Annotated in this window: 31 protein-coding genes; 23 read left to right on the top strand and 8 right to left on the bottom strand. The window is 69.9% G+C overall.

Annotated features, from left to right (window positions below; all coding sequences use genetic code 11):
- Positions 1 to 7: 7 nt before the first annotated feature.
- From G6N31_RS18545 to deoC, 3 genes are read left to right on the top strand one after another with little or no spacing between them, the layout of a single operon-like run.
- Positions 8 to 292, top strand: coding sequence for a DUF2516 family protein (locus tag G6N31_RS18545; RefSeq protein ID WP_098000874.1), 285 nt, complete (start codon positions 8 to 10; stop codon positions 290 to 292).
- Complete coding sequence (locus G6N31_RS18540; RefSeq protein ID WP_098000872.1) at positions 292 to 708, top strand: DUF2599 domain-containing protein; 417 nt, start codon at positions 292 to 294, stop codon at positions 706 to 708. Before G6N31_RS18545 ends, G6N31_RS18540 begins: the two co-directional genes overlap by 1 nt.
- Positions 708 to 1,385, top strand: coding sequence for a deoxyribose-phosphate aldolase (gene deoC, locus G6N31_RS18535; protein ID WP_098000869.1), 678 nt, complete (start codon positions 708 to 710; stop codon positions 1,383 to 1,385). The genes G6N31_RS18540 and deoC overlap by 1 nt, the downstream gene beginning before the upstream one ends.
- A 4-nt stretch (positions 1,386 to 1,389) precedes the next feature.
- Here the strand turns inward: deoC and G6N31_RS18530 are convergent, their stop codons facing one another.
- From G6N31_RS18530 to G6N31_RS18515, 4 genes are read right to left on the bottom strand one after another with little or no spacing between them, the layout of a single operon-like run.
- A complete protein-coding gene (locus G6N31_RS18530; RefSeq protein ID WP_098000867.1) occupies positions 1,390 to 2,277 on the bottom strand; it encodes an LmeA family phospholipid-binding protein in 888 nt (295 codons plus the stop codon).
- Complete coding sequence (locus tag G6N31_RS18525; protein WP_098001099.1) at positions 2,274 to 3,089, bottom strand: carbon-nitrogen hydrolase family protein; 816 nt, start codon at positions 3,087 to 3,089, stop codon at positions 2,274 to 2,276. Before G6N31_RS18525 ends, G6N31_RS18530 begins: the two co-directional genes overlap by 4 nt.
- A 35-nt stretch (positions 3,090 to 3,124) precedes the next feature.
- Positions 3,125 to 3,919 carry a class I SAM-dependent methyltransferase gene (locus G6N31_RS18520; RefSeq protein WP_098000865.1) on the bottom strand — a complete coding sequence of 265 codons (795 nt, stop codon included), beginning with the start codon at positions 3,917 to 3,919 and terminating at the stop codon, positions 3,125 to 3,127.
- 21 nt (positions 3,920 to 3,940) lie between these two features.
- Positions 3,941 to 4,453, bottom strand: a complete 513-nt coding sequence (locus G6N31_RS18515; RefSeq protein ID WP_098000863.1) for a DUF2505 domain-containing protein — start codon at positions 4,451 to 4,453, stop codon at positions 3,941 to 3,943.
- Between the two features lie 26 nt (positions 4,454 to 4,479).
- On the opposite strand from G6N31_RS18515, the gene G6N31_RS18510 reads away from it, so the two are divergent.
- Both G6N31_RS18510 and G6N31_RS18505 read left to right on the top strand, forming a co-directional pair.
- Positions 4,480 to 5,529, top strand: coding sequence for a UDP-N-acetylmuramate dehydrogenase (locus G6N31_RS18510; protein ID WP_098000861.1), 1,050 nt, complete (start codon positions 4,480 to 4,482; stop codon positions 5,527 to 5,529).
- A gap of 15 nt (positions 5,530 to 5,544) precedes the next feature.
- Entirely contained in the window at positions 5,545 to 6,834 is a 1,290-nt protein-coding gene (locus tag G6N31_RS18505) for a L,D-transpeptidase (RefSeq protein ID WP_098000859.1), read from the top strand.
- On the opposite strand, the gene G6N31_RS18500 is transcribed toward G6N31_RS18505, so the two are convergent.
- The gene (locus G6N31_RS18500) at positions 6,831 to 7,589 is read right to left on the bottom strand and encodes an SDR family oxidoreductase (protein ID WP_098000857.1); all 759 of its coding nucleotides are present in this window, start codon (positions 7,587 to 7,589) and stop codon (positions 6,831 to 6,833) included. The genes G6N31_RS18505 and G6N31_RS18500 overlap by 4 nt on opposite strands.
- Before the next feature lie 98 nt (positions 7,590 to 7,687).
- On the opposite strand from G6N31_RS18500, the gene mshA reads away from it, so the two are divergent.
- From mshA to G6N31_RS18475, 5 genes are all read left to right on the top strand, one after another.
- A complete protein-coding gene (gene mshA, locus G6N31_RS18495) occupies positions 7,688 to 9,013 on the top strand; it encodes a D-inositol-3-phosphate glycosyltransferase (protein ID WP_098000855.1) in 1,326 nt (441 codons plus the stop codon).
- A complete protein-coding gene (locus tag G6N31_RS18490) occupies positions 9,010 to 9,534 on the top strand; it encodes a type III secretion system chaperone family protein (RefSeq protein WP_098000853.1) in 525 nt (174 codons plus the stop codon). Before mshA ends, G6N31_RS18490 begins: the two co-directional genes overlap by 4 nt.
- 26 nt (positions 9,535 to 9,560) lie before the next feature.
- On the top strand, positions 9,561 to 10,313 hold the full coding sequence (locus G6N31_RS18485) for a phosphoglyceromutase (protein WP_098001097.1): 753 nt from the start codon (positions 9,561 to 9,563) through the stop codon (positions 10,311 to 10,313).
- Positions 10,314 to 10,463: 150 nt separating this feature from the next.
- A complete protein-coding gene (locus G6N31_RS18480) occupies positions 10,464 to 11,642 on the top strand; it encodes a sensor histidine kinase (protein ID WP_098000851.1) in 1,179 nt (392 codons plus the stop codon).
- A gap of 7 nt (positions 11,643 to 11,649) precedes the next feature.
- Positions 11,650 to 12,336 carry a winged helix-turn-helix domain-containing protein gene (locus G6N31_RS18475; protein WP_098000849.1) on the top strand — a complete coding sequence of 229 codons (687 nt, stop codon included), beginning with the start codon at positions 11,650 to 11,652 and terminating at the stop codon, positions 12,334 to 12,336.
- Between the two features lie 4 nt (positions 12,337 to 12,340).
- Here the strand turns inward: G6N31_RS18475 and G6N31_RS18470 are convergent, their stop codons facing one another.
- Complete coding sequence (locus G6N31_RS18470; RefSeq protein WP_098000847.1) at positions 12,341 to 13,141, bottom strand: DUF3109 family protein; 801 nt, start codon at positions 13,139 to 13,141, stop codon at positions 12,341 to 12,343.
- Positions 13,142 to 13,153: 12 nt separating this feature from the next.
- On the opposite strand from G6N31_RS18470, the gene G6N31_RS18465 reads away from it, so the two are divergent.
- The 9 genes from G6N31_RS18465 to G6N31_RS18425 all read left to right on the top strand — a co-directional run bounded on the left by G6N31_RS18465 (position 13,154) and on the right by G6N31_RS18425 (position 20,848).
- Positions 13,154 to 14,152 (top strand): Ppx/GppA family phosphatase, encoded by a 999-nt coding sequence (locus tag G6N31_RS18465; RefSeq protein WP_163722253.1) that lies wholly within the window; start codon positions 13,154 to 13,156, stop codon positions 14,150 to 14,152.
- A 27-nt stretch (positions 14,153 to 14,179) separates the two neighbouring features.
- Complete coding sequence (locus G6N31_RS18460; protein ID WP_098000843.1) at positions 14,180 to 15,319, top strand: Rv0497 family membrane protein; 1,140 nt, start codon at positions 14,180 to 14,182, stop codon at positions 15,317 to 15,319.
- A gap of 24 nt (positions 15,320 to 15,343) precedes the next feature.
- Positions 15,344 to 16,189: a sugar phosphate isomerase/epimerase family protein gene (locus G6N31_RS18455; RefSeq protein WP_098000841.1), complete on the top strand. Its 846-nt coding sequence runs from the start codon at positions 15,344 to 15,346 to the stop codon at positions 16,187 to 16,189.
- A gap of 24 nt (positions 16,190 to 16,213) precedes the next feature.
- Entirely contained in the window at positions 16,214 to 17,059 is an 846-nt protein-coding gene (locus tag G6N31_RS18450; RefSeq protein WP_098000839.1) for a thioesterase family protein, read from the top strand.
- Positions 17,060 to 17,084: 25 nt separating this feature from the next.
- Positions 17,085 to 17,969, top strand: a complete 885-nt coding sequence (proC, locus tag G6N31_RS18445; protein WP_098000837.1) for a pyrroline-5-carboxylate reductase — start codon at positions 17,085 to 17,087, stop codon at positions 17,967 to 17,969.
- Positions 17,970 to 18,108: 139 nt separating this feature from the next.
- Positions 18,109 to 18,375, top strand: coding sequence for a helix-turn-helix domain-containing protein (locus G6N31_RS18440; protein WP_098000835.1), 267 nt, complete (start codon positions 18,109 to 18,111; stop codon positions 18,373 to 18,375).
- A 130-nt stretch (positions 18,376 to 18,505) separates the two neighbouring features.
- Positions 18,506 to 18,607 (top strand): 30S ribosomal protein bS22, encoded by a 102-nt coding sequence (locus tag G6N31_RS18435; RefSeq protein WP_003402602.1) that lies wholly within the window; start codon positions 18,506 to 18,508, stop codon positions 18,605 to 18,607.
- A 29-nt stretch (positions 18,608 to 18,636) separates the two neighbouring features.
- On the top strand, positions 18,637 to 19,737 hold the full coding sequence (locus G6N31_RS18430) for an SDR family oxidoreductase (protein WP_098000833.1): 1,101 nt from the start codon (positions 18,637 to 18,639) through the stop codon (positions 19,735 to 19,737).
- 49 nt (positions 19,738 to 19,786) lie between these two features.
- Entirely contained in the window at positions 19,787 to 20,848 is a 1,062-nt protein-coding gene (locus G6N31_RS18425; protein ID WP_163722250.1) for a lysophospholipid acyltransferase family protein, read from the top strand.
- A 15-nt stretch (positions 20,849 to 20,863) separates the two neighbouring features.
- Here G6N31_RS18425 and G6N31_RS18420 read toward each other — a convergent pair whose 3' ends face one another.
- Together G6N31_RS18420 and G6N31_RS18415 are read right to left on the bottom strand one after the other, a co-directional pair.
- Entirely contained in the window at positions 20,864 to 21,403 is a 540-nt protein-coding gene (locus G6N31_RS18420) for an FAS1-like dehydratase domain-containing protein (RefSeq protein ID WP_098000831.1), read from the bottom strand.
- A gap of 90 nt (positions 21,404 to 21,493) precedes the next feature.
- A complete protein-coding gene (locus tag G6N31_RS18415; protein ID WP_098000829.1) occupies positions 21,494 to 22,372 on the bottom strand; it encodes an HAD family hydrolase in 879 nt (292 codons plus the stop codon).
- Between the two features lie 57 nt (positions 22,373 to 22,429).
- Here G6N31_RS18415 and G6N31_RS18410 point away from each other — a divergent pair, with 57 nt between their 5' ends.
- The 4 genes from G6N31_RS18410 (at position 22,430) to G6N31_RS18395 (ending at position 26,790) form a co-directional block, all read left to right on the top strand.
- Entirely contained in the window at positions 22,430 to 22,684 is a 255-nt protein-coding gene (locus G6N31_RS18410) for a glutaredoxin family protein (RefSeq protein WP_098000827.1), read from the top strand.
- A gap of 83 nt (positions 22,685 to 22,767) precedes the next feature.
- Positions 22,768 to 24,156 (top strand): glutamyl-tRNA reductase, encoded by a 1,389-nt coding sequence (locus G6N31_RS18405; RefSeq protein ID WP_098001095.1) that lies wholly within the window; start codon positions 22,768 to 22,770, stop codon positions 24,154 to 24,156.
- 25 nt (positions 24,157 to 24,181) lie between these two features.
- Entirely contained in the window at positions 24,182 to 25,120 is a 939-nt protein-coding gene (gene hemC, locus G6N31_RS18400; RefSeq protein WP_098000825.1) for a hydroxymethylbilane synthase, read from the top strand.
- Positions 25,117 to 26,790, top strand: a complete 1,674-nt coding sequence (locus G6N31_RS18395) for a bifunctional uroporphyrinogen-III C-methyltransferase/uroporphyrinogen-III synthase (protein ID WP_098000823.1) — start codon at positions 25,117 to 25,119, stop codon at positions 26,788 to 26,790. The genes hemC and G6N31_RS18395 overlap by 4 nt, the downstream gene beginning before the upstream one ends.
- Positions 26,791 to 26,795 lie beyond the last annotated feature (5 nt).

The following is a 26,795-nucleotide window of genomic DNA, read 5'->3' as shown; positions in this document are numbered from 1 at the left end:
TGGTGAGGTGATACTTGCCGACCTTGCGGGCGTCATCATTTTGGCGTTGACCCTGATCGTTCTGGTCGTGGGTGTGTACTCGTTCGTGCACGCCGCGATGCAGCGACCGGATGCCTACACCGCAGCCGATAAACTCAGCAAGCCCGCTTGGCTGGCGATCCTGGGTATCAGCATCCTGTTGCTCCTGCTGTTCCGCGGCGTGTTCGGCGCGGCCATCGCGGCCGTCGCCGCGGGCGTCTACCTCGTCGATGTTCGGCCGAGAATCCTCGAGGTGCAAGGGAAGTCACGATAGTGCGGCGCGCCGTGCTCGCCGCCGTCGCGGCGGCGGGTGTGTTGCCGGTCGTCCTCGCACCGAGCGCGGCCGCCACCCCGGCGGGGTCCCCGCCGCCCTATGTCGACCACGTCGAATGGGCCAAGTGGGGCGACCTGTCCAGCCTGCGCGTCTACCCGACGCCGGCGGGGCGGGACACCTCCGGACGGCCCGGCGCCGCCCCCGCGGGTGAACAGGCCTGGGCCGAGGTGCTGACGTTGTCGCCCGACGCGGAGATCCCCGGGATGAAGGAACAGTTTTTCTGCCACTGGAAATTCGCCGAGATCTTCGAACCGGGCAAGACGAGCTGGAATCTGGAACCGTGGCGCCCGCTGGTCAGCCCCGACCAGCTGGTGGCCACCGGCTGCAACCCGGGCGGCACCGAAGAACCCTTCTGATGGGTTCCTACACCCGCGCCCAGGTGGCGGCGCTGATCGATCACACCCTGCTCAAACCCGAGGCGACCGAGCACGACGTCACCGCGTTGGCCGCCGAGGCCGCCGAACTCGGCGTGTTCGCCGTCTGCGTGTCCCCGACGCTGGTCGCCGCGGCCGTCCAGGCCCTGCAGGGGCCGCAGGCGGTGGCCTCGGTCGTGGGATTCCCGTCCGGAAAGCACTTCTCGGTCGTCAAGGCGCAGGAGGCGTCGTTGGCGGCGGCCGCCGGCGCCGTCGAGATCGACATGGTGATCGACGTCGGCGCCGCGCTGCGCGGCGACACCGCCGGAATGCGTGCCGATATCGCCGCCGTGCGCACCGCCGCGCCCGATACCGTGCTCAAGGTCATCGTCGAGTCCGCGGCGCTGCTGCGTCTCGGTGGCGATGAAGCGCTGCGTGGCGCCTGCCGGGCCGCCGAGGACGCCGGCGCGGACTTCGTGAAGACCTCCACCGGTTTTCATCCCGACGGCGGCGCCTCGGTGCATGCGGTCGCGGTGATGGCCGACGCGGTGGGCGCCCGCCTGGGCATCAAGGCCAGCGGCGGGATTCGCACGGCCGCCGATGCCGCGGCGCTGCTCGACGCCGGCGCGACCCGGCTGGGCCTGTCCGCCAGCCGGACCGTGCTGGACGGCTTCGGCTAGACGGTCACAGCCCGCTGAAGCAGGGGTCCTGCGACTGCTTCGGGATGGTGGCGTTGCGGGTCGAGAATTGGCTCACCACACCGGAATCGGTGACCTCGACCGAGTCGGCCTTGATGTCCATGGGGTAGTTCTGCGTCAGCTCGGAGGTGAACGCGTCGAGTGCGGGCTGGACGGCTTCGCGCGGCAAGGTGAAGCCCAGACCGGTGACGCGCTGCACCTGCAGCGCGATGCCGCCGTCGACGACCTGCGGGCGCGCGGTGATGCTGCCCAGCGCACCCTCGAGCTCGATGGTGCCGTCGCTGGGGTTGGTGGTCACGCCGTTGACGAAACTGCCCACCAGCGGGATGGCGCCCTGAATGGTCTGCTTGATGCCTTCGGCGCTCCAGGTGATGTGGGCCAGCAACGACCCCACCGTGCCGCTGGAGGTGGCGGAGTCCTCCAGCCGGACGTCGTTGATGTCCAGCTCGACCTTCATGCCCTGGGCATCGCGGACCTGATTGCCCGCGGTCTCGATCCGGATATTGGTGTAGTGCCCCGATACGTGCTGCAGCAGGAAGGGCGGCAGGGCGCCGAACGACGCTTCGGCGTCGTCCTGAACGACGCACTCGACCACGCCCGCCACCACCGAGTCGGCGCGGTTGCGCGCATACAGCTCGACGGCGAGGAACCCGGCGAACACCAGGGCCACGACGATCACGACCGCCAGGACGACCGACAGCGGGTCGGAGAAAAAGTTCTTCAGCTTGGCCGGCAACGAGGACTCCTCGTGGTCGGTCGGGGGCGGCGGATACCCGGGTGCGGTGCCCGGTGCCGAACCCTGCGGAGCGTTCGGGGGGAACTGTGGTGGCGGTGGGCCGGGTTGCTGAGGCTGACGGGCCCAGGGATCGGTCACGCCCGCGATTCTGCCTTACCGACATGAGCGAACGCTGAGCGGTTGTCCATGACCGCGACGGTGGCGCGTGCCTTGCGGGCCGCGTCGAGGTCGACGTCGCAGACCAGAAGCTGCGGGTCGGCGCCCGCTGACGCGACCACCTCGCCCAGCGCCGACGCGACCACACTGCCCCCCACGCCGGTCGGGCCCAGCTTGGCCAGCTCGTCGCCGGGGTAGGCCTGTCCCACCGCGGCGACCACGCTGCTGGTGTCGATGGCCCGGGCGCGGGCCAGCAGGGTCCATTGGTCGAGTTTGCCGGGACCGGTGCCCCACGACGCGTGCGCGGTGATCACCTCGGCCCCGCGTTCGGCCAGCTCGACGTAGAGCTCGGGGAAGCGGATGTCGTAGCACAACGTCAACCCGACGGTCACGCCGTCGACGGTGATGAGGCAGGGCTCGGTGCCGGGCGCGACGGTCTTGGACTCGGTGAATCCGAACGCGTCGTAGAGGTGGATCTTGTCGTACCGTGCGTCGACGCCGGGCCCGGTGGCGATCAGCGTGTTGGTGACGCGACCGTGGTCGGCCGGCACGAACATCCCCGCGACCACGACGACGCCGGCCCGCTGCGCGATCGCGCGCACCCCGGAAGCCCACGGGCCGTCGAACGGTTCGGCGATCGGGGCCAGCGGTACGCCGAACCGGCACATCGTCGCCTCCGGGAACAGCACCAGCGACGCGCCGGCATCCACGGCCTGCCGGGTGTACTCCTCGACCAGGGCGAGGTTGGCGGTCGGCTCGTCGCTGCTGCGGATCTGGGCCAGTGCGATACGCATGCCACCAGCGTAGTGAGCGGTCCGGGTCCGCGTGGTCAGCCGACCGGCGCCACCGACGACCACGGCACCGTCAGCACGGCGTCCCGGATGCTGCGCCGCGGCGTGGCCACCGGAACACCCTGCCCGGCAAGGACTTCGGTCATCGCTCGCCACCGGGCGCGCGGTCCGAAAACCCCGTGACCGGCCACCGTGGCCCAGGCCTGATCGGCGGCGCTCAGCAGCGCGTGGACGGGCTGGCCCTCGACGTTGTGGTGGATCAGCGCCTTGGGCAGACGTTCGGCCAGGTCGGAGGGCCGTTCGATGGCGAACGGATCGCAGGCCAGCGTGAGGCTGACCGGCGCGTTGGCGTCGAGCAGCACCCAGCAGCACCGGCGGCCCAGCTCGTCGCACGTGCCGTCGACGATCAGGCCGCCCGGCGCCAGGCGCCGTTGCATCTGCGCCCACGCGTCGGGCACGGCGTCGACGGGATACTGGCGCAGCACGTTGAACGCACGCACCAGCAGCGGGCGGTGCCCGGCCAACTCGAAACCGCCGAGCGCGAAGTCGACCCCGGGTGTGGTGGACGCCTCCTGCGCGGCCCGCACCCGGTCCGGGTCGATCTCCAGCCCGACGACGCGGACGTCGGCGCGAACCTCACGCAGGCGGGTCGCGAGCTCGAGGGTGGTGATCGGCTTGGCGCCGTAACCCAGATCGACCACCAGCGGATCGCGGCCGGCCTGCAAAGCGGTGCGGACCCGGGAAGAGTGCACCAGCCAGCGATCGCTGCGGCGCAATCGATTGTGGCCGGTGGTGCCCCGCGTGATCGCACCGACGGGGCGCGCAGGTGGCATGCCTCGATGGTAGGGCCGGACTCAGCTGTTCTCGGTGATCCACCCCGTGGTGAATCGCTGCTCGGCGATCAGCAGGTCCACCAGCTGGTTGCCGATGAAGTTCTCGATCTTGCCGCCGACCAACGGGACGCGGACCTCGACGACGGCGGTGAGGTCCAATCGCGCACGGACGCCTTCGGGAGCCGGGAGCAGCAGCGCGTTGCCGGTGAGGCTGGCCGGGGCACCGGGGATGGAGCCGCTGACCACCGCGCTGGCCTGCCCGTCGACGACGGGTGTCCACATCTCTTCGCGCACGAAACTGAGGTCTCCGCGGTGGAACTGCGTCACCACGGCCGGCAACCGGTCGGCCCGCAGGATCTGGGTGGTCCGGACCCGGATGGCTCCCGAGTCCTCGATGGTCATCTCGTCGAGCCGCACGTGGTCGGCGCCGGAATCCTCCAGGCGCACCAACCAGTACTGCTCGTCGCTGAAGGCGCGGTGAACCTGTTCGACGGTGCCCTCGTATTCGGCGGCCAAGTCGAATGAACGCGGCATAGCAAACCACGCTACCGTTAGCGGCCGTGGTCACTTCGACGCTAGGGGGCGTGGCGGTCGCCGAGCGGGTGCCGCTGGCGCCGCTGACCACGCTGCGCGTCGGACCGGTGGCCGCACGGCTGGTCACCTGCACCAGCACCGACCAGGTGATCGACGCCGTCCGCGCCGCCGACGCCGACGCGCTGGTGCTCGCCGGCGGCTCCAACGTGGTGCTCAGCGACGACCTCGACAACCTGACGGTCATCCGCCTCGCCAACCGCGGCATCGCCGTCGACGGCGAGGTGGTGCGGGCCGAAGCGGGCGCGGGCTGGGACGACGTCGTCGTCACGGCCCTGGCGCACGGGCTGGGCGGGCTGGAGTGCCTGTCCGGCATCCCCGGCTCGGCGGGCGCGACACCGGTGCAGAACGTCGGCGCGTACGGCGCCGAAGTCGCCGACACCCTGCGCCGGGTGCGGCTGCTGGACCGTCGCACCGGCGACGAGCGCTGGGTGACCCCTGACGTCCTCGAATTCGGCTACCGCACAAGCATTCTGAAGAATTCGTCGGCGATGGTGGTGCTCGAGGTGGAGTTCGCCCTCGACAAGTCGGGTCGCAGCGCTCCGCTGCGCTATCGCGAGCTGGCCGCCGCGCTGCACGTCGAACCAGGTGAACGCGCCGACCCGGCCGCGGTGCGGTCGGCGGTGCTCGCATTGCGCGGCGGCAAGGGCATGGTGCTCGACGAGGCCGACCACGACACGTGGAGCGTCGGATCGTTCTTCACCAACCCGGTGGTGTCGCAGGCCGAATTCGACCGCGTCGCCGCGGCGGCCCGACGACCCGTCCCGCACTATCCGGCCCCGGACGGGGTGAAACTGGCCGCCGGCTGGCTCGTCGAGCAGGCCGGTTTCGGCAAGGGCTACCCCGGCCCCGACGCGCCCGCGCGGCTGTCGACCAAGCACGCCTTGGCGTTGACCAACCGCGGTCACGCCACCAGCGCCGACGTGCTCGCGCTGGCCCGCACCGTCCGGGACGGGGTGTCGGCGGCTTTCGGGATCGAACTCACACCGGAACCAACGCTGATCGGGTGCCGCCTCTAGGTACTGTCGACGGGTGTGAGTTCTGCACACCCGGCGCTGAGCAGGCGCCGCGCGTTGGCCGCACTGGCCGTCGGGGTGGTCGCACCCGGCGCACTGGCGGCCTGCGGGTCCGGCGGCGGGCCGCTCGGCGACGTCGCCGACGATGCCCCCGCGCAGCCGAAGGTCACCTTCGACCCGGCCGACGCGGCGCAGGAGGTCAACCCCACCGCCCGTATCGCGGTGCGCGTCGAGGACGGCACCCTCGCCGACATCCGCCTGACCAACACCAACGGCAAGGTGGTGGCGGGGGAGGTGAACCCGGAGCGGACGTCGTTCACGGTCACCGAGCCACTGGGTTACGGCATGACCTACACCTGGTCGGGCAGGGCACTGGGCGCCGACGGCGCCACCGTGCCGGTGGCGGGCGCATTCACCACCGTCAGCCCGGCCACCCAGGTCAACGGCCGCTTCCAGCTCGCCGACGGCCAGACGGTGGGGGTCGCCGCCCCGATCATCCTGCAGTTCAACGCGTCGATCCCGGAGTCGGCCCGCGCGCAGGTGGAGAAGGCTCTCACGGTCACCACCAGCCCGCAGGTCGAGGGTGGCTGGGCCTGGCTGCCCGACGAGGCCGCCGGATCCCGCGCGCACTGGCGGACCCGCGAGTACTACCCGGCCGGCACCACGGTGCACGTCGACGCGAAGCTCTACGGGGTGCCGTTCGGCGACGGCGCCTACGGCGCGGCCGACTCCACGCTGGACTTCGCCATCGGCCGCCGCCAGGTCGTCAAGGCCGAGGCCGGCAGCCACCGCATCCAGGTGCTCGACGGCGCCGGCGCGGTGATCATGGACTTCCCGTGCAGCTACGGCGAGGGCGACCTGGACCGCAACGTCACCCGCAGCGGCGTGCACGTGGTCACCGAGAAGTACGAGGACTTCTACATGACCAACCCGGCGGCCGGCTACGCCAACGTGCGGGAACGGTTCGCGGTGCGGATCTCCAACAACGGCGAGTTCATCCACGCCAACCCGGCCAGCCTGGGCTCCCAGGGCAACAGCAACGTCACCAACGGTTGCATCAACCTGTCGCTGGAAGACGCCGAGCAGTACTTCCACACCGCGGTCTACGGCGATCCGGTCGAGGTCACCGGCACCCGGCTCCAACTGTCCTACGCCGACGGTGACATCTGGGACTGGGCGGTCCCGTGGGAGGAGTGGGTGGCGATGTCGGCGTTGTCCGACCGGAAGTCGCCGGACACCATTCCCGACACCGCGCCGGTGACGCCGTCGCAGGCGCCCCAGCCGGCCGGGGCCCGACCCGGCGGCTAGGTGACCCGGTGGAAGCGGGAACCGGCCGCGCCGCTGACCTGGTCGCGCGGGCGGACCACGATCAAGTCCAGGTCGACGTGCGAGGGCCGGCTGGCGACGAAGCCGATCACCTCGGCGATGTCCTCGGCCACCAGCGGGGTGACGCCCTCGTAGACCTTCTCGGCGCGTTCGGCGTCGCCGGAGAAGCGGTTCAGCGAGAAGTCGGTCTTGACCATCCCGGGCGCGACCTCGGTCAGCCGCACCGGTTTTCCGAGCAGCTCGCTGCGCAGCGTGCGGTGCAGCACGCCTTGGGCGTGCTTGGCCGAGGTGTATCCGCCGCCGTTGTCGTAGATCTCCACCGCCGCGATGGAGGTGACCGTGACGATCAGGCCGTCGCCGGAGTCGATCAGCTTTCCCAGCAGCGCGCGGGTGACGTGCAGGGTGCCCAGCACGTTGGCCTCCCACATCCACCGCCAGTGGTCGATGTCCGCATCGGCCACCGGCTCCAGCCCGCGGGCCCCGCCGGCGTTGTTGACCAGCACGTCCACCCGGTCCAGCCGGCCGGCCATCGCCGCCACCGCCGTCGCGTCGGTGACGTCGGCCACGATCGCGGTGCCGTCGATCTCCGCGGCCAGCGCCTGGATCGGGGCCTCCCGGCGGGCCACGCAGACCACGTGAAAGCCCTGTGCGGCAAGGGTTCTCGCAGTGGCCGCGCCGATTCCGGCGCTGGCGCCGGTGACCACGGCGACTCGGCGGGTGTCAGTAGGCGTCGTCATGGCCTCAACACTAGGCGGCCCGGTGGAGCCGTCGCGCGGGTCGCGCCGAGGCCGGTGCGTGAGTCCGGTCGCCGCGCGGGCGGTGTAGACATGACGGTGTGTCTCTAGCGACCGATCCGTCCGGACTGCCGCAGCCGCGCCGGGTGGCGGTGCTGTCCGTGCACACCTCGCCACTGGCCCAGCCGGGAACCGGCGACGCGGGCGGCATGAACGTCTACGTGCTGCACACGGCGCTCGAGTTGGCCCGCCGCGGCGTGGACGTGGAGATCTTCACCCGGGCGACGTCCTCGGCCGACCCGCCGGTGGTGAAGGTGGCTCCCGGCGTGCTGGTGCGCAACGTGGTGGCCGGACCGTTCGAGGGGCTGGACAAGAACGACCTGCCGACCCAGCTGTGCGCGTTCACCGCGGGGGTGCTGCGGGCCGAGGCGACGCACGAGCCGGGCTATTACGACGTGGTGCATTCGCACTACTGGCTGTCCGGTCAGGTGGGCTGGCTGGCCGCCGATCGCTGGGCTGTGCCGCTGGTCCACACCGCGCATACCCTGGCCGCGGTCAAGAACGCGTCGCTGGCCGACGGGGACAGTCCCGAACCGCCGATGCGGTCCATCGGGGAGCAACAGGTCGCCGACGAGGCCGACCGGCTCATCGTCAACACCGAACATGAGGCGCAGCAACTGGTCTCGCTGCATCACGCAGACCCGGCCCGCATCGACGTCGTGCACCCCGGCGTCGACCTCGACACGTTCACCCCCGGCGAACGCGCAGTGGCACGGGCCCAGCTGGGGTTGCCCGTCGACGAGCCGATCGTCGCGTTCGTCGGCCGCATCCAGCCGCTCAAAGCTCCCGACGTGTTGCTGCGCGCGGCCGCGCGGTTGCCCGGGGTCCGGGTGGTCATCGCCGGCGGACCGTCGGGAAGCGGACTGGCCACCCCGGAGCGCCTGGTTCACCTGGCCGCCGAGCTGGGTATCACCGAGCGTGTGACTTTCCTTCCCCCGCAGTCCCGAGAGGACCTGGTCCGCGTCTACCGCGCCGCCGACATCGTCGCCGTCCCGAGCTATTCGGAGTCGTTCGGGCTGGTCGCGGTGGAGGCGCAGGCCTGCGGTACGCCGGTCGTCGCCGCGGCGGTGGGCGGGCTACCGGTCGCGGTACGCGACGGCGCCAGCGGAGCCCTGGTCGACGGCCACGACATCGACGACTGGGCCGCCACGCTCGCACGGGTGTTCGCCGGCGACCCGGCCGGGATGACCACGGCCGCGGTCGAGCACGCCGCCACGTTCTCGTGGAGGCACACCGTCGATGCGCTGCTGGACAGCTACGGACGTGCCATGGCCGATCACCGGGACGCGAAGGCGGCCGATGCGACGGCACTCTCCGCGGTGCGCCAGGGCCGCCGCTTCTCGCTGCGGCGCGGGGTGTCGGCATGAGTGCCCCGGCCACTCCCGACACCGTGGTCGCGGTCATCGAGAAGACCCTCCACGAACACGAGCTGCCCTACTTCCATCACAAGGGCGCCCACGGCGGCCTGCCCGGGGTCGTGGTGGAACTGCCCGGCGAGCGGCGCCTGAAGACCAACACCATCCTGTCGGTCGGTGAGCACTCGGTGCGCATCGAGGCGTTCGTCTGCCGACGACCCGACGAGAACCACGAGGGCGTCTACCGCTTCCTGCTCAAGCGCAACCGCAGGCTCTACGGGGTCGCGTACACCCTCGACAACGTCGGCGACATCTACCTCGTCGGCCGGATGGCGCTGGCGTCGGTGACCCCTGACGAGGTCGACCGGGTCCTGGGCCAGGTCCTCGAGGCCGTCGACTCGGACTTCAACACGCTGCTCGAGTTGGGGTTCCGCTCGTCGATCGAAAAAGAGTGGGAATGGCGGGTGTCGCGGGGTGAGTCGCTGCAGAACCTGCGCGCCTTCGAGCACCTCATCAGCGACTCCGACGACTGATCTGCGCGCGTGAGAAGATGCCCTACATGGCAGATACCGCGACGCTGATCCTGCTCCGCCACGGCGAGAGTGAGTGGAACGCGCTGAACCTGTTCACCGGCTGGGTCGACGTCGATCTGACCGACAAGGGCCGCGCCGAGGCCGCCCGCGCCGGCGAGTTGCTCGCCGAGCAGGACCGGCTGCCCGACGTCGTCTACACCTCGCTGCTGCGTCGCGCCATCACCACCGCCAACCTCGCCCTGGACAAGGCCGACCGGCACTGGATCCCGGTGCACCGCGACTGGCGGCTCAACGAGCGCCACTACGGCGCGCTGCAGGGACTCGACAAAGCCGAGACCAAGGCCAAGTACGGCGATGAGCAGTTCATGGCGTGGCGGCGCAGCTACGACACCCCGCCGCCGGCCATCGAGGTTGGGTCGCAGTTCAGCCAGGACGCCGATCCGCGCTACGCCGACGTGCCGGGCGGCCCGCCGCTGACCGAGTGCCTCAAGGACGTGGTGGAGCGCTTCGTCCCGTACTACACCGAGACCATCGTGCCGGACCTGAAAGCGGGGAAGACGGTGCTGATCGCCGCGCACGGCAACTCGCTGCGCGCGCTGGTCAAGTATCTGGACGGCATGAGCGACGACGACGTCGTCGGGCTCAACATCCCGACCGGGATCCCGCTGCGCTACGACTTGGATGAGAACCTGTCGCCGGTCCGCCAGGGCGGCACGTATCTCGACCCCGACGCCGCAGCCGCCGGGGCGGCGGCGGTGGCCGCCCAGGGCGCGAAGTAGCGCAGCGCCGGGGCGGGACCGGCACCGGGGACGAACGTCAGGTGAACAGCGCGCGACGACGCGCCGAACACTCGTCTTTCGCGGTGTGAGTTGTCCCGATCTGGCCGCACGCTGCTGGGATGACGTTCACCCGGTACGTACGATCATCGCGTGAGTGTCGTATCGGCGCTGCTGCTCGCAGCGATCGTGGCACTGCTGGCGATGCCGGTCGGTGTGGCGGTCGGGGCCCGAGTGGCTCCGCGCCTGAACGACCGTCGACAGCGCCGGGCCGCGGCGCAGTCCGGGCTCACCGTCTCCCAGATGCTCGAGCGCATCGCCGCGCAATCACCCAACGGTGTGGTGGTCGTCGACACCTTCCGTGACGTTGTGTACTGCAACGACCGCGCCGAGGAACTCGGGGTGGTGCGCGATCGGCTGCTCGACGACCGGGCGTGGGAGGGCGCGCGGCGCACCCTGGCCACCGGCGCCGACGTCGAGATCGACCTGTCGCGCCCCTCGAGCCGGTCCGGCCGCTCGGGTTTGTCGGTGCGCGGACATGTCCGGCTGCTCACCGAAGCCGACAGGCGGTTCGCGGTGATCTACGTCTTCGACCAGTCCGAGCAGGCGCGGATGGAAGCCACCCGCCGCGATTTCGTGGCCAACGTCAGCCACGAGCTCAAGACCCCGGTCGGGGCGATGAGCGTGCTGGCAGAAGCGGTGCTGGCGTCGGCCGACGACGCCGACACGGTGCGGCATTTCGCCGAGAAGATCGTCGCCGAATCCAACCGACTGGCCGACATGGTGGGTGAACTGATCGAACTGTCCCGGCTGCAGGGCGCCGAGGCGCTGCCTGATCTGGGGGTCGTCGAAGTGGACAGCGTGGTCTCCGAGGCGCTGTCCCGGCACAAGGTGGCCGCCGACAACGCCGACATCGCGATCACCACCGACGCTCCCACCGGCTTCCGGGTGCTGGGTGACCAGACGCTGCTGGTGACCGCGATCGCCAACCTCGTGTCCAACGCCATCGCCTATTCACCGCACGGCTCCTCGGTGTCGATCAGCCGGCGCCGCATCGGCAACACGATCGAGATCGCGGTCACCGACCGCGGGATCGGTATCGCCCCGGCCGACCAGGAGCGGGTGTTCGAACGGTTCTTCCGGGTGGACAAGGCCCGCTCCCGCGCCACCGGCGGCACCGGTCTGGGCCTGGCGATCGTCAAACACGTTGCCGCCAACCACAACGGATCCATCCGGCTGTGGAGTCGGCCGGGAACCGGATCGACGTTCACGTTGTCGATTCCGGCGTATCTGCCTGACGAAGACTCCGAACACGACGAACGAGAGGACTAGTGCATCGATGACCAGTGTGTTGATCGTGGAGGACGAGGAGTCCTTGGCCGATCCCCTGGCGTTCCTGCTGCGCAAGGAGGGCTTCGAGACCACCGTGGTGACCGACGGCCCCTCGGCCCTGGCCGAGTTCGACCGCGCCGGCGCCGACATCGTGCTGCTCGATCTGATGCTGCCCGGGATGAGCGGCACCGACGTGTGCCGGCAGCTGCGGTCCCGCTCGAGTGTGCCGGTCATCATGGTGACCGCCCGGGACAGCGAGATCGACAAGGTGGTCGGCCTGGAACTCGGCGCCGACGACTACGTCACCAAGCCGTACTCCGCGCGCGAACTGATCGCGCGGATCCGGGCGGTGCTGCGGCGCGGCGCCGATCACGAGGAACTCGGGCTCGATGACGGGGTGCTGGAGTCCGGCCCGGTCCGGATGGACGTCGAACGTCACGTGGTCAGCGTCAACGGCAATCCGATCACGTTGCCGCTCAAGGAGTTCGACCTGCTGGAATACCTGATGCGCAACAGCGGACGGGTGCTGACCCGCGGCCAGCTCATCGACCGGGTGTGGGGCGCCGATTACGTCGGAGACACCAAGACCCTCGACGTGCACGTCAAACGGCTGCGCAGCAAGATCGAGGCCGACCCGGCCAACCCGGTGCACCTGGTCACCGTTCGCGGGCTGGGTTACAAGCTCGAGGGGTAGCCGCTCACTCCGCGGCCCGGGTGGCCGGATGCACTGCGATCAGTCCTAATGCGCTGCGGCGCTTGCACATCGCCGCCAGCTCCGCGTAGGCCTTCTCGCCGATCAGTTCGGTCAGCTCGGGAGCGTAGGACTGCCACACCGGCTTCTCGCCGACGTGCGCGTTGGGATCACCGGTGCAGTACCAGGTCAGGTCGAGTCCGCCCTCGCCCCAGCCGCGCCGGTCGTATTCGGTGATCGTCGAGCGCAGGATCTCCGAACCGTCCGGGCGGGTCACCCATTCCTGGGTGCGCCGGATCGGCAACTGCCAGCACACCTCGGGCTTGAGCGTCAGCGGTTCGACGCCCAGCTTGAGCGCCTTGCTGTGCAGGGCGCATCCGATACCGCCGGGCCAGCCCGGGCGGTTCAGGAAGATGCAGGCGCCCTTGTACTTCCGGGTCCGCAAGTTGGGTTCGTCATCGACTTCGTCCCACTCGAGGTACCCCTTCTTGCCCAAACCCTTCTCGCGGTACTGCCAGTCCTCGTCGGTCAGCAACTGCACCGCGTCGTCGAGCTTGGCGCGGTCGTCGTCGTCGGACAGAAACGCGCCGTGCGAACAACATCCGTCGTCGGGGCGGTCGTCGACGGTGCCCTTGCAGGCGGGGGTGCCGAACACGCACGTCCACCGGGACAGCAGCCACGTCATGTCGGCCGCGATCAGATGTGTGGGGTCCTCGGGGTCGTAGAACTCCACCCACTCGCGGGCGAAATCCAGCTCGACCTCACCGGGATGGTCCGATCCGCTCACGGTTTCCCACGGTAGACCCATTAGGTTGGGTGGGTGCGATTAGGCGTGCTCGACGTGGGCAGCAACACCGTCCACCTGTTGGTGGTGGACGCGCGCCGCGGTGGGCACCCGACCCCGATGAGTTCGACCAAGGCGTCGCTGCGCCTGGCCGAGGCCACAGACAGTTCGGGCAAGATCACCCGGCGCGGTGCCGAGAAGCTGATCAGCACGGTCGACGAGTTCGCCAAGATCGCCCGGAGTTCGGGCTGCGCGGAGATGATGGCGTTCGCCACCTCCGCGGTGCGGGACGCGACGAATTCCGACGACGTGCTGGCGCGGGTGCGGGCCGAGACGGGGGTCGCGCTGCAGGTGCTCAGCGGCGTCGACGAGTCGCGGCTGACGTTCCTGGCGGTGCGCCGGTGGTACGGGTGGAGCGCCGGACGCATCATCAATATCGACATCGGCGGCGGCTCGCTGGAGTTGTCGAGCGGGGTCGACGAGGAACCCGACGTCGCGCTGTCGTTGCCGCTGGGCGCCGGTCGCCTGACCCGGGAGTGGCTGCCCGACGACCCGCCCGGCCGGCGCCGGGTCAACATGCTGCGGGACTGGCTGGCCAACGAGCTGGCCGGCACCGGCGGTGCCATCACCGCGGCCGGTCCGGCCGACCTGGCGGTGGCCACCTCGAAGACCTTCCGCTCCCTGGCGCGGCTGACCGGCGCGGCGCCCTCGGGCGCCGGTCCGCGGGTCAAGCGGACGCTGACCGCCACCGGGCTTCGCCAGCTCATAGCGTTCATCTCTAGGATGACCGCGTCTGACCGTGCGGAGCTGGAAGGAGTGAGCGCCGACCGGGCGCCGCAGATCGTTGCGGGCGCGCTGGTGGCGGAGGCCAGTATGAAAGCCCTCGGTATCGAAACGGTGGACATCTGTCCCTGGGCGTTGCGGGAGGGGTTGATTCTGCGGAAACTCGACAGCGAGGCCGACGGCACCGCCCTGGTGGGGGGTGCCGGCGAATCGGGCACGCAGCAGATATCGGTGCGCGATGCTGGACGATGAAGCAGCGAGGCGCAAAGGCGACGGACGATGACCCCCTCTGACGACCAGAGCAGTACGCGGCCGATCTCGGTCGCCGAGCTGCTGGCCCGCAACGGCACGATCGGGTCGCCGCCGGTCGGCGGGCGCCGCCGTCGCCGCCGTGGACGGGCTGACGCCGTGACCGTCGCCGAGCTGACCGGCGAGATCCCGGTGATCCGCGACACCGACACCGACACCGCACCGGCGCCGGTCGAGCAGCCGCAGGTCGAGGAACCGGCCGGCGAGGCCGAGTCCGCCGAGACCGTCGAGCCGGCCGATACCGACGAGACGGTCGAGACCGTCGAAGAAGCCGAGACCGTCGAAGAAGCCGAGACTGTCGAGCCGGCCGAGACCGACGAAGAAGCCGAGGTTGTCGAGACTGATGAAGAAGTCGACTCGGAGGAAGCAGCGCAGCCCGGCGAGGACGCGCTGACCGGTGTCGACCTCGACGAGATCGGCGACGCCGACGCCGACGACTACGACTACGCCGACGCGGTCGCCGAGTACTCGGCGCACGTCGGCCGGCACGATGGCGAAGCCGATGGCGAACCCGATGGTGAATCCGGCGCCGCGGACGAGGGACTGGTCCTGACCGACAGCCCGGAACTCGAGGATCTCGACACCGAGGCCGCGTTCGACGAGGACCTCGACGACCGAGACGCCGACGACACCGACACCGACACCGACACCGACACCGACATCGACGACGAAGCCGAGGTCGAGGCCGACACCGACGACGAACTGCCGTCCTACCTGCGCTCCACCTCCGAACCGCTGTTCGGCGGTCAGACCCTGGCCGAGGACGTCGACCGCGCCTCGAGCGACCGCACCGACGTCGAGGATCTCGAGGAGGACCTCGACGAGGACTACGGCGAACCGCGGCGCATGTCGTCGTTCGTGCACGGGTTGTGGATCGTGGGGCAGAGCATCCTGGCGGTCGTCTTCGGCGCCGGCCTGTTCATCGCGTTCGACCAGCTGTGGAAGTGGAACAACATCGTCGCGCTGGTGCTGTCGGTACTGGTGATCCTCGGTCTGGTCGTCGCGGTCCGGGTGGTGCGCAAGACCGAGGACATCGGCAGCACACTGATCGCCGTCGCCGTCGGCGCCCTGGTCACGTTGGGCCCGCTCGCGTTGTTGCAGTCGGGCTGACGGCGGCCAGGTCCAGCATCCATCGTGCGCCCTGCCATCAAGGTCGGACTGTCGACAGCGTCGGTCTATCCGCTTCGTACCGAAGCCGCGTTCGAGTACGCCGCCACGCTCGGCTACGACGGCGTCGAGCTGATGGTGTGGGCCGAATCGATCAGCCAGGACGTAGATGCCATCGAGGAGATGTCGCGCCGCTACGACGTTCCGGTGCTGTCGGTGCATGCACCGTGCCTGCTGATCTCGCAGCGCGTGTGGGGCGCCAATCCGATCCCGAAACTGGAACGCAGCGTCCGCGCCGCCGAGCAGCTCGGCGCGCAGACCGTGGTGGTGCATCCGCCGTTCCGGTGGCAGCGCCGCTACGCCGAGGGGTTCAGCGCCCAGGTCGCCGAATTGGAGGCCGGCAGCGACGTGATGGTGGCCGTGGAGAACATGTTCCCGTTCCGCGCCGACCGGTTCTTCGGCGCCGGCCAGACGTCGATCGAGCGGATGCGCAAACGCGGCGGCCGGCCCGGTCCGGGGCTGTCGGCGTTCGCCCCGTCCTATGATCCGCTTGAGGGTGGGCACGCCCACTACACCCTGGATCTTTCCCATACCGCCACAGCGGGGACCGACGCCGTCGAGATGGCGCAGCGGATGGGTGAGGGGCTGGTGCACCTGCACCTGTGCGACGGCAGCGGCGCGTCGACCGACGAGCACCTGGTCCCCGGCCGGGGCACCCAACCGACGGTCCAGATCTGCGAGATGCTGGCCGCGAGCGACTTCTCCGGCCATGTCATCCTCGAGGTGACCACCTCCGGTGCGCGCACCGCCGCCGAACGCGAGGACCTTCTGACCGAGTCGCTGCAGTTCGCCCGGGCGCATCTGCTGCGCTGAGCCGATACCGCCGAGGATCCGATCATGACCAGCTCGACCCTGTTCACCGACGCGATGGCGCTCACCCCGGCCGGTGAGGGCGTGTATCACGGAGTGCTCAACGAGCATTGGACGATCGGCCCGAAGGTGCACGGCGGGGCGATGCTGGCGCTGTGCGCCAACGCGGCCCGTCACGAGATGCCCGGCGTCGAGCCGATCGCGGTGTCCGGCAACTTCCTGTGGGCGCCCGACCCGGGTGCGATGCAGGTGGTCACGACGGTGCGCAAGCGTGGCCGCCGGGTGAGCCTGGTCGACGTCGAGCTGCGCCAGGGCGATCGGGTGGGCGATGAGCGCTCGCGCGAAGAGCATCGGGTAGCCGTGCGGGCCGCGATCACGATGGGCATCCCCGAACACCATGTGCCGCCGCTGCTGTCGGTGAACCCGGTGCTGCCGCTGATGATGCCCGAGCCGCCGCCGGGGTTGGAGCCGATCGGACCCGGCCACCCGATGGCCGACATCGTCCACCTGTGCCGCGGCTGCGACATCCGGCCGTCGCTGACGACGTTCGCCCCGCGCACCGACGGTGGCCCGCCGATGATCGAGTACTGGGTCCGGCCCAAAGGAGTGGAACCGGACCTGTTGTTCGCGCTGCTGTGCGGCGACGTGTCGGCTCCGGTGACGTACGGAGTCAACAGGTTCGGCTGGGCTCCCACCGTTCAGCTGACCGCCTATCTCCGGGCGCTGCCGGCCGACGGGTGGCTGCGGGTGATGTGCACGACGACCCAGATCGGTCAGGACTGGTTCGACGAGGACCACATCGTGGTCGATTCGCAGGGACACATCGTCGTCCAGACCCGCCAGCTGGCGATGGTGCCCGCAGCTCAGGCCTGACCTGTGCGCGTGGGATGCTGACGGCATGCCCAGAATCGCGATCATCGGCGGCGGAAACATCGGCGAAGCCCTGCTGGCGGGACTGCTGCGGGCGGGTAGGCAGGTCAAGGACCTGGTGGTGGCGGAGAAAAGCCCGGGGCGCGCGGACTACCTGTCCAAGAAGTACTCGGTGCTCGTCACGACGGTTTCCGAGGCCGTCGACACCGCCCACTACGTGGTCATCGCGGTCAAACCTGGGGACATCACCCACGTCATCGGCGACATCGCCGACACCGCCGCGCGGGCCGAGAGCAACGCCGCCGAGCAGGTCTTCGTCAGTGTGGCCGCCGGGGTCAGCACCGAGTTCTACGAGAACAAGCTGCCCGCCGGGTCGCCGGTGGTGCGCGTCATGCCCAACGCTCCGATGCTCGTCGGAGGCGGTGTCAGCGCGCTGGCGCCGGGCCGGTTCGCGACCGATGAACACCTCAAGCAGGTGTCGACGTTGTTCGACGCGGTCGGCGGGGTGCTGACCGTCACCGAGGCCCAGATGGACGCTGTCACGGCGGTGTCGGGTTCAGGCCCGGCGTACTTCTTTCTCATGGTGGAGGCGCTCGTCGACGCCGCGGTCGACGCCGGACTCTCCCGGGCGGTGGCCACCGATCTGGCGGTGCAGACCATGGCGGGTTCGGCGGCCATGTTGCTGGAGCGGCTGGACCAGTCCGCACCGGACGGCGAGGCCGCGCCGGCCGGGCCGATCGCCGCGGTGCTGGACACCTCGCCCGCGGAGCTGCGGGCCACAGTCACGTCCCCCGGCGGCACTACCGCCGCTGGTCTGCGGGAACTCGAGCGCGGGGGCCTCCGGGCCGCTGTCGCCAATGCGGTGGCCGCGGCGAAAACCCGGTCTGAGCAGCTCGGAATTACATCCGAGTAGTTCAGTATTTTCGAACTGAATACCCCACACCCGTCGCAGTAACCCCACCTGCCACGCTATTCTCCCAGTGGTAAGCATGGGTCGGTGCCAGCGGTGGGGAAGCCGCTGGAACTGCCCGTGCCTGATGGATTGGGTTGCGATGACGTCTACGAACGGGCCGTCGGCGCGGGATTCGTCCGGCGGAGGTAAGCCGGCACGAGAAACCGGCCAGGGGGACGGCCAGGCGCCGCGGGCGCAGTTCCTCACTGTCGCCGAGGTGGCCAGCCTGATGCGGGTCAGCAAGATGACGGTGTACCGGCTGGTGCACAACGGCGAGCTGCCGGCGGTCCGGGTCGGGCGGTCGTTTCGTGTGCACGCCAAAGCCGTTCACGACATGTTGGAGAGCTCGTACTTCGACGCCGGGTAGCCGCAGCGCGCGGTTGTTGACGACGCCCGTTTTTCGTTTGACTCGGGGGCCCGGGTAAAGTGGCCGGTCGGGACTGGCGCCGTCGGTCGACGGTGTCTGAATGTCAACACAACTTTAGGTAGCGGAGTTCATGGGTTCTGTCATCAAGAAGCGGCGCAAGCGCATGTCGAAGAAGAAGCACCGCAAGCTGCTGCGTCGCACCCGGGTCCAGCGCAGAAAACTGGGCAAGTAGGTCGATCGCCCGGCCGCTAGGCTGTCCGGATGGATTCGGGAGCCGGCACCGGCGACAGGGGTGACCACTCCGGCACCCGCGACGAGCTCAACTACCCGAAGGTGGTCCTCGTCACGGGTGCCTGTCGTTTTCTCGGCGGGTACCTGACTGCGCGGCTGGCGCAGAATCCCCTCATCAACCAGGTGATCGCCGTCGACGCGGTCGCGCCGAGCAAGGACCTGTTGCGCCGGATGGGGCGCGCCGAGTTCGTACGCGCCGACATCCGCAACCCGTTCATCGCCAAGGTCATCCGCAACGGCGACGTCGATACCGTGGTGCACGCCGCCGCGGCGTCCTACGCGCCGCGTTCGGGCGGACGCGCCGCGCTCAAGGAACTCAACGTGATGGGCGCGATCCAGCTGTTCGCCGCCTGCCAGAAGGCGCCGTCGGTGCGTCGGGTCATCCTGAAGTCCACCTCGGAGGTGTACGGGTCCAGTTCTCGAGATCCGGTCCTGTTCGACGAGAGCAGCAGCCGACGGCGGCCGCCGGGGGAGGGCTTCGCGCGCGACAGCATCGACATCGAGGGGTACGCGCGCGGCCTCGGCCGTCGGCGCCCCGACATCGCGGTGACGATTCTGCGGCTGGCCAACATGATCGGTCCGGCGATGGAGACCGCGCTGTCGCGCTATCTGGCACAGCCCGTGGTGCCGACGGTGATCGGACACGACCCGCGGGTGCAGCTGCTGCACGAGCAGGACGCACTGGGGGCCCTGGAGCGCGCCACGGTGGCCGGGAAACCGGGCACCTACAACATCGGTGCCTCGGGGGTCATCATGATGAGCCAGGCGATCCGCCGGGCCGGCCGCATCGCGCTGCCGCTGCCGCGCTCGGCGCTGGTGCTGGTGGATTCGCTGTGGCGGGCCACCCGCCTCACCGAGCTCGATCGCGAGCAGCTCGACTATCTCAGTTACGGGCGCGTGATGGACACCTCCCGGATGCGCCATGAACTCGGCTATTCCCCGAAGTGGACGACGGCCGAAGCTTTCGACGATTACGTGCGGGGACGGGCGTTGAAACCCATCGTCGACCCGCAGTGGGTACGCTCGGTCGAGGAACGCGCCGTCGCTGCGGCGCAGCGCTGGGGGCGATAGACTCAGTTCCCAGATTTCCGGTCGGGGGTCTGGGGGAGAGGGAACGACGTTGGCGGGCGAGCCGAAGGCCAAAGTGATTCCGCTGCACTCGAATTCGAGTCGCAGCACGGCTGCGCGACGAAGCGCGACACAGCGCGCGGAGAGTTCGCGCCGACATCCGTCCTTCGTGACCGATCGTGACGGCGGCGCCACGGCCGAGGAACTCGACGCCGTCATCCGCGAGATCGACCAACACCGCGCCGGCGCCGACGGCGCCGACGCGACCCCCAACGAGCTCGCCAGAAACATCGCCGCGGTCGCCGACTTCGTCCGCAAGAGGATGACCGGTGACTACACCGTCGACGAGTTCGGCTTCGACCCCCATCTCAACGAAGCTATCTTCCTTCCTTTGCTGAGAGTGTTCTTCAACTCGTGGTTCCGGGTCGAGGTCAGTGGCATCGAGAACCTCCCTGAGTCCGGCGCGGGCCTCGTGGTGGCCAACCACGCGGGCGTGCTGCCGTTCGACGGTCTGATGGCCTCGGTCGCGGTGCGCGACCACCATCCGGCGCAGCGCAACCTGCGGCTGCTGGCCGCGGACATGGTGTTCGACATGCCGGCGGTGGGCCAGGCCGCCCGGAAGGCCGGCCACACCATGGCCTGCACCGACGACGCCCACCGGCTGCTCGTCGCCGGCGAGCTGACCGCGGTGTTCCCCGAGGGCTACAAGGGGCTGGGCAAGCGCTTCAAAGACCGCTACAAGCTGCAGCGCTTCGGCCGTGGAGGGTTCGTCTCGGCGGCGCTGCGCACGAAGGCGCCGATCGTGCCGTGCTCGATCGTCGGGTCCGAGGAGATCTATCCGATGGTCGCCGACGTCAAGCTGCTGGCGCGGCTGTTCGGCCTGCCCTACTTCCCGGTGACGCCGTTGTTCCCGCTGGCCGGCCCGTTGGGTGTGATGCCGCTGCCGTCGAAGTGGTACATCGAGTTCGGCGAGCCGATCCCGACCGCCGACTGGGACGAGTCCGCCGCGGACGACCCGATGATCACCTTCGAGCTGACCGACCAGGTGCGCGAAACCATTCAGCAGACGCTCTACCGGCTGCTGGCCAACCGGCGCAACACCTTCTTCGGCTGACCCCGGCGGCGCCGGTCAGTCGGCCTGCGCAGTTTGCTTGGCAACCATCTTCCGCAGCGCTTCGTCGCGCGCGGAGGCGATCCGGTCGCTGATCTCGTCGGCCTCGGTGTCGGACTGGGCCTCTCCCATCACCGTGACGATGCTGGTGAGGACGGGCTCGCCGTGCTCGTCGGTGACCTCACCTCGGACCTCGGTCACGATGGCGCCGTGGCTCTCGGTCACCGAGTCCAGGTAGGAGTCGAAGAACAGCTTGTCGCCCGCCAGGATCGGTCGGTGGAACCTGATCTTCTGGTCGCGGTGGAGCACCCGTTCCATGTTGATGGGCACGTCGAACTGGTTGAAGATCTCCAGCTGCACCCGCCGCCCGGCGACCGCGAGGAACGTCAGCGAGGCGATCAGGGCGTCGTGACCGCACTCCTCGGCGGCGGCCTCGTCGTAGTGCGCCGGGTGGTCGTCTTTGACCGCGCGGGCGAACTCGCGGATCTTCTCGCGGTCGACCTCGAAGTAGTCCGGGTACCGGTAGTGGGTCCCGATGATGTTCGCGGCGATGCTCATGCCGGCACGCTCTTCCGTCTCTTTCGCAGGTAGCGGCGCGAGCCTATCAGCGGAAAGGGGCCGGCCTGTGCGGCCGAGCCGCCCGGCCGGTCAGTGGCGGTCGCGCCGGGACACCGCGGCGGCCAGCGCCCCGCCCGCAGCGCCGAGGGCGAGCGCCGAGGGCACCCCGATCCGCGCGGCCTTGCGCGCGGTGCGGAAGTCGCGGATCTCCCAGCCGCGCTGACGGGCCAGGTCGCGAAGGTGGGCGTCGGGATTGATGGCCACCGCGGTGCCGACCAGCGACAGCATCGGCACGTCGTTGAAACTGTCGGAGTAGGCGGTGCAGCGGCGCAGGTTCAATCCCTCGCGGATGGCCAGGGAGCGAACCGCGTGTGCCTTGCCCACACCGTGCAGGATGTCGCCGACCAGGCGACCGGTGAACACCCCGTCGACCGACTCGGCCACGGTGCCCAGGGCACCGGTCAGCCCGAGCCGCCGCGCGATGGTCTCCGCCAGCTCATAGGGCGTCGCCGTCACCAACCACACCTGCTGGCCCGCGTCGAGGTGCATCTGCGCCAGCGCCCGGGTGCCGGGCCAGATCTTGTCGGCGATGATCTCGTCGTAGATCTCCTCACCGAGAGCGACCAGCTCGGCGGTCGATCGGCCCTCGATGAACGCCAGCGCCTTGCGCCGGCCGGCAGCCACGTCGTCGCTGTTCTCGCGGCCGGTGAGCTGGAATTTCGCCTGCGCGAGGGCGAACCGGGCGAGATCGGAGTAGGTGAAGAACTCGCGCGCCGCCAGTCCGCGGGCGAAGTGCACCAGCGACGACCCGTGCACCAGGGTGTTGTCGACGTCGAAGAACGCCGCGGCGGTCAGATCGGGGGGCGGGGGCGGCGGGCCCGCGGCCTCCTCGGCCAGCCCGAGAACAGCAGCCTCGGCACTGGCCTGACCGGCCAATTCCTGCGCCCGGTCGACGATCCCGCCCTCCATTTCCCCGGTATCGGACACGGTGACAACACTAAGGCACCTGGGCGCGATACTGGCGGAGTGGATCGGCGCGTGCAGTTGCTCACCCGGCAGGGGTGTCCGATGTGCGCGGCCGCCGCCGCGCGGCTGGCGGAACTGGCCGGCGAGCTGGGCTTCACCCTGACCGTCACCGACGTCGACGACGCCGCCGCGGCCGGTCAGACCGCGCTGCGCGCGGAGTTCGGTGATCGGCTGCCGGTGGTGCTGCTCGACGGAGCCGAACACAGCTACTGGGAGATCGACGAGCCCCGGCTGCGGGCGGATCTGGGCTGCTGACCCCAAGCGCTTAGCTGAACGAATTTGGTGGCCCGACCCTCAGCGACTACCGTGGAATGCGTGGTGAGCGCGGTGATGAAGCCATGAGCGTACTGCTTTTCGGGGTGTCGCACCGCAGCGCGCCGGTGTCCGTGCTCGAGCAGATGAGCACCGACGAGGCCGATCAGGCCAAGATCATCGACGAGATCCTGCGGTCGGCGCTGGTCACCGAGGCGATGGTGCTGTCCACCTGCAACCGCATCGAGGTCTACGCGGTCGTGGAGGCGTTCCACGGCGGCCTGTCGGTGATCGGGCAGGTGCTCGCCGAACACTCGGGCATGTCGCTGCAGGACCTGACCAAGTACGCCTATGTGCGCTACGCCGAGGCCGCCGTCGAGCACTTGTTCGCGGTCGCCAGCGGGCTGGACTCCGCGGTCATCGGCGAACAGCAGGTGCTGGGCCAGGTGCGGCGCGCCTACGCCACCGCCGAGTCCAACCACACCGTGGGACGCACCCTCCACGAGCTGTCGCAGCGTGCACTGTCGGTGGGCAAACGCGTGCACACCGAGACCGGTATCGATGCGGCCGGCGCCTCGGTGGTGTCGGTCGCACTCGACATCGCCGAACGCAAGCTGGGCTCGCTGACCGGCCGCCGCGCCGTGGTGGTGGGTGCCGGTTCGATGGGCGCGCTGGCCGCCAAGCAGCTGCTGCGCGCCGGGGTCGAGCGCATCCATGTCGTCAACCGCACGCTGCCACGGGCCAAGCGGCTGGCCGAGAACATCAACGAGCAGGGCATCGCCGCGGAAGCCTTCCCGTTCGACCACCTGCCGCCGCTGCTGACCGACGCCGACGTCATCGTCAGCTGCACCGGAGCGGTGCGGCCGGTGGTGTCGCTGGCCGACGTGCACCGCGGTCTCGCGCACAGCGCCGAGCGCAAGCAACTGGTGTTCTGCGACCTGGGGATGCCCCGCGACGTCGACCCCACCGTCGCCGGCCTTCCCGACGTGCACGTCATCGACATGGAGCGCATCCAGCGCGAGCCCTCCGCGCGGGCGGCCGCGTCGGACGCCGAAGCCGCCCGCACCATCGTCGCCGCCGAGGTGGCCCTCTACCTGGCCGGACAGCGCATGGCCGAGGTCACCCCGACGGTCACGGCCTTGCGTCAACGCGCCGCCGACGTCGTCGAGGCCGAGTTGCTGCGGTTGGACAACCGGCTCCCCGGGCTGGATGCGGCCCACCGCGACGAGGTCGCCAAGACGGTGCGCCGCGTGGTCGACAAGCTCTTGCACGCCCCGACGGTGCGCGTCAAACAACTGGCCAGCGCCCCCGGCGGGGACAGCTACGCCGAGGCGCTGCGCGAACTCTTCGAACTCGACCAGCAGGCGGTCGACGCCGTGGCCGCCGGCGAGCTGCCGCTCGACGGCCTGGACATCAATGCCGTCAACGGCAGCGAAATATCGGTGGTGACAACAGATTTCGACACGTCCGAGTGACTCCGCACCTGCCGCGAATCGCCCCGTGATCCGTCTGGGAACCCGCGGTAGCCTGCTGGCCACCACCCAGGCCGGAACCGTGCGTGACGCGCTGATCGCGGCCGGCCATCCCGCCGAACTGGTGATCGTCTCCACCGAAGGGGACCGGCGCGCCACCGAGGCGATCGCCGACATCGGCGTCGGGGTGTTCACCGCGGCGCTGCGCGAGGCCATCGCCGACGGCACCGTCGACGCGGCTGTGCACTCCTACAAGGACCTGCCCACCGCGGCCGACCCGCGGTTCACCATCGCCGCGGTTCCCCCGCGTGAGGACGCCCGAGATGCACTGGTGGCCCGCGACGGAATGGTGCTGGGAGAACTGCCGGTGGGGTCGGTGATCGGCACGTCCTCCCCGCGGCGGGCGGCACAGCTTAGAGCACTGGGTCTCGGTTTGGAAATCCGCCCCCTACGAGGCAACCTAGATACCAGGTTGAGCAGGGTAAGCCGCGGTGAACTCGACGCGATCGTGGTGGCCCGTGCGGGGCTGTCCCGCATTGGCCGCGTCAACGTCATCACTGAGACGTTGGAGCCGGTCCAGATGTTGCCGGCGCCGGCGCAGGGAGCGTTGGCCGTCGAGTGCCGTGCCGGCGACACCGACCTGGTGAAGGTGTTGGCGCAGTTGGACGATGCCGACACCCGCGCCGCGGTCACCGCCGAGCGAACCCTGCTGGCCGAACTGGAGGCGGGATGTTCCGCACCGGTGGGCGCGATCGCCGAGGTGGTCGAGTCGATCGATGAGGAGGGTCGCGTCTTCGAAGAGCTGTCGCTGCGCGGCTGCGTGGCGACGCTGGACGGATCCGACGTGATCCGCGCGTCCGGAATCGGGACCGCCGATCGGGCACGGGAGCTGGGGCTCTCGGTGGCCGAGGAGTTGTTCGAGCTGGGGGCACGCGATCTGTTGGACGAAGGCGGGAGAGACACATGAGCTTGCGAGGACGCAAGGGCAAGCCCGGCCGCATCACGTTCGTCGGCTCCGGGCCCGGTGATCCGGGCCTGTTGACCACACGAGCCCGCGCGGTGCTGGCCAACGCCGCCCTGGTGTTCACCGATCCCGACGTGCCCGAGGCGGTCCTGGGGCTGGTGGGCACCGAATTGCCGCCGCCGTCGGGCCCGCTGCCCGACGTGGCCGCCGGTGCGACCAAGACCGACGACGCCGACGGCGCCAAGGGCGCCGCCGAGCCGATGATTCCCGGTGGCCCCGATGTGCGCCCGGCCCTGGGCGACCCCACCGAGGTCGCCAAGACGCTGGCCACCGAAGCCCGTACCGGGGTCGACGTGGTGCGCCTGGTCGCCGGTGATCCGCTGTCGGTGGATTCGGTGATCACCGAGGTCAACGCGCTGGCGCGGACCCAACTGGCTTTCGAGATCGTGCCCGGCCTGCCCGGCACCACCGCAGTGCCCACCTACGCGGGTCTGCCGCTGGGTTCCTCGCACACGGTCGCCGACGTGCGGGATCCCGACGTGGACTGGGCGGCGCTGGCCGCCGCTCCCGGCCCGCTGATCCTGCACGCCACCGCATCGCATCTGCCCGAGGCGGCGCGCACCCTGATCGAATACGGATTGGCCGAGTCCACCCCGGCGGTGGTGACCGGCAACGGCACCACCTGCCAGCAGCGGTCGGTGGAGACCACGCTGGCCGGTCTGCTCGACAAGGCGGTGCTCGACAAGCCGGCGCTGGCCGAGCCCGCCGGTCCGCTGACCGGAACGCTGGTGGTCACCATCGGGCGCACCGTCTCCCACCGGGCGAAGCTCAACTGGTGGGAGAGCCGCGCGCTGTACGGCTGGACCGTGTTGGTGCCGCGCACCAAGGATCAGGCCGGGGAGATGAGCGACCGGCTGGTCACCCACGGCGCGCTGCCCATCGAGGTGCCCACCATCGCCGTGGAACCCCCGCGCAGCCCGGCCCAGATGGAAAGAGCCGTCAAGGGTTTGGTGGACGGCCGGTTCCAGTGGGTGGTGTTCACCTCCACCAACGCGGTGCGTGCGGTGTGGGAGAAGTTCAACGAGTTCGGTCTGGATGCCCGCGCGTTCTCCGGTGTGAAGATCGCCTGCGTCGGTCAGGCGACTGCCGATCGGGTCCGCGCCTTCGGCATCAACCCCGAGCTGGTGCCCAGCGGCGAACAGTCCTCGCTCGGGCTGCTCGACGACTTCCCGCCCTACGACGACGTTTTCGATCCGGTGAACCGGGTGCTGCTGCCCCGCGCCGACATCGCCACCGAGACCCTGGCCGAGGGCCTGCGGGAACGCGGCTGGGAGATCGAGGATGTCACCGCCTACCGGACGGTGCGTGCGGCCCCGCCGCCGGCGCACACCCGCGAGATGATCAAGACGGGCGGCTTCGACGCGGTCTGCTTCACGTCCAGCTCGACGGTGCGCAATCTCGTCGGCATCGCCGGAAAGCCGCACGCCCGCACCATCGTTGCGTGCATCGGGCCCAAGACCGCCGAGACGGCTGCGGAATTCGGCCTGCGCGTCGATGTGCAGCCCGAGGTGGCCGCGGTCGGTCCGCTGGTCGAGGCGCTCGCCGAGCACGCCGCCCGGTTGCGGGCCGAAGGGGCCCTGCCCCCGCCGCGCAAGAAGAGCCGTCGCCGCTAGCGGGA

Origin of the sequence: Mycolicibacterium duvalii, assembly GCF_010726645.1 — a bacterium.
Lineage (GTDB): Bacteria > Actinomycetota > Actinomycetes > Mycobacteriales > Mycobacteriaceae > Mycobacterium > Mycobacterium duvalii.
This window is presented reverse-complemented; position numbering and strand designations above follow the sequence as displayed.

Excerpts from the sequence above, each read along its gene's own strand:
- deoC (WP_098000869.1), top strand. The coding sequence starts at position 708 with ATGGGTTCCTACACCCGCGCCCAGGTGGCGGCGCTGATCGATCACACC.
- G6N31_RS18525 (WP_098001099.1), bottom strand. The coding sequence starts at position 3,089 with ATGCGTATCGCACTGGCCCAGATCCGCAGCAGCGACGAGCCGACCGCC.
- G6N31_RS18520 (WP_098000865.1), bottom strand. The coding sequence starts at position 3,919 with ATGCCACCTGCGCGCCCCGTCGGTGCGATCACGCGGGGCACCACCGGC.
- G6N31_RS18515 (WP_098000863.1), bottom strand. The coding sequence starts at position 4,453 with ATGCCGCGTTCATTCGACTTGGCCGCCGAATACGAGGGCACCGTCGAA.
- G6N31_RS18500 (WP_098000857.1), bottom strand. The coding sequence starts at position 7,589 with ATGACGACGCCTACTGACACCCGCCGAGTCGCCGTGGTCACCGGCGCC.
- G6N31_RS18490 (WP_098000853.1), top strand. The coding sequence starts at position 9,010 with ATGAGTGCCCCGGCCACTCCCGACACCGTGGTCGCGGTCATCGAGAAG.
- G6N31_RS18485 (WP_098001097.1), top strand. The coding sequence starts at position 9,561 with ATGGCAGATACCGCGACGCTGATCCTGCTCCGCCACGGCGAGAGTGAG.
- G6N31_RS18475 (WP_098000849.1), top strand. The coding sequence starts at position 11,650 with ATGACCAGTGTGTTGATCGTGGAGGACGAGGAGTCCTTGGCCGATCCC.
- G6N31_RS18470 (WP_098000847.1), bottom strand. The coding sequence starts at position 13,141 with ATGGGTCTACCGTGGGAAACCGTGAGCGGATCGGACCATCCCGGTGAG.
- G6N31_RS18460 (WP_098000843.1), top strand. The coding sequence starts at position 14,180 with ATGACCCCCTCTGACGACCAGAGCAGTACGCGGCCGATCTCGGTCGCC.
- G6N31_RS18450 (WP_098000839.1), top strand. The coding sequence starts at position 16,214 with ATGACCAGCTCGACCCTGTTCACCGACGCGATGGCGCTCACCCCGGCC.
- proC (WP_098000837.1), top strand. The coding sequence starts at position 17,085 with ATGCCCAGAATCGCGATCATCGGCGGCGGAAACATCGGCGAAGCCCTG.
- G6N31_RS18440 (WP_098000835.1), top strand. The coding sequence starts at position 18,109 with ATGACGTCTACGAACGGGCCGTCGGCGCGGGATTCGTCCGGCGGAGGT.
- G6N31_RS18435 (WP_003402602.1), top strand. The coding sequence starts at position 18,506 with ATGGGTTCTGTCATCAAGAAGCGGCGCAAGCGCATGTCGAAGAAGAAG.
- G6N31_RS18430 (WP_098000833.1), top strand. The coding sequence starts at position 18,637 with ATGGATTCGGGAGCCGGCACCGGCGACAGGGGTGACCACTCCGGCACC.
- G6N31_RS18420 (WP_098000831.1), bottom strand. The coding sequence starts at position 21,403 with ATGAGCATCGCCGCGAACATCATCGGGACCCACTACCGGTACCCGGAC.
- G6N31_RS18415 (WP_098000829.1), bottom strand. The coding sequence starts at position 22,372 with ATGGAGGGCGGGATCGTCGACCGGGCGCAGGAATTGGCCGGTCAGGCC.
- G6N31_RS18405 (WP_098001095.1), top strand. The coding sequence starts at position 22,768 with ATGAGCGTACTGCTTTTCGGGGTGTCGCACCGCAGCGCGCCGGTGTCC.
- G6N31_RS18395 (WP_098000823.1), top strand. The coding sequence starts at position 25,117 with ATGAGCTTGCGAGGACGCAAGGGCAAGCCCGGCCGCATCACGTTCGTC.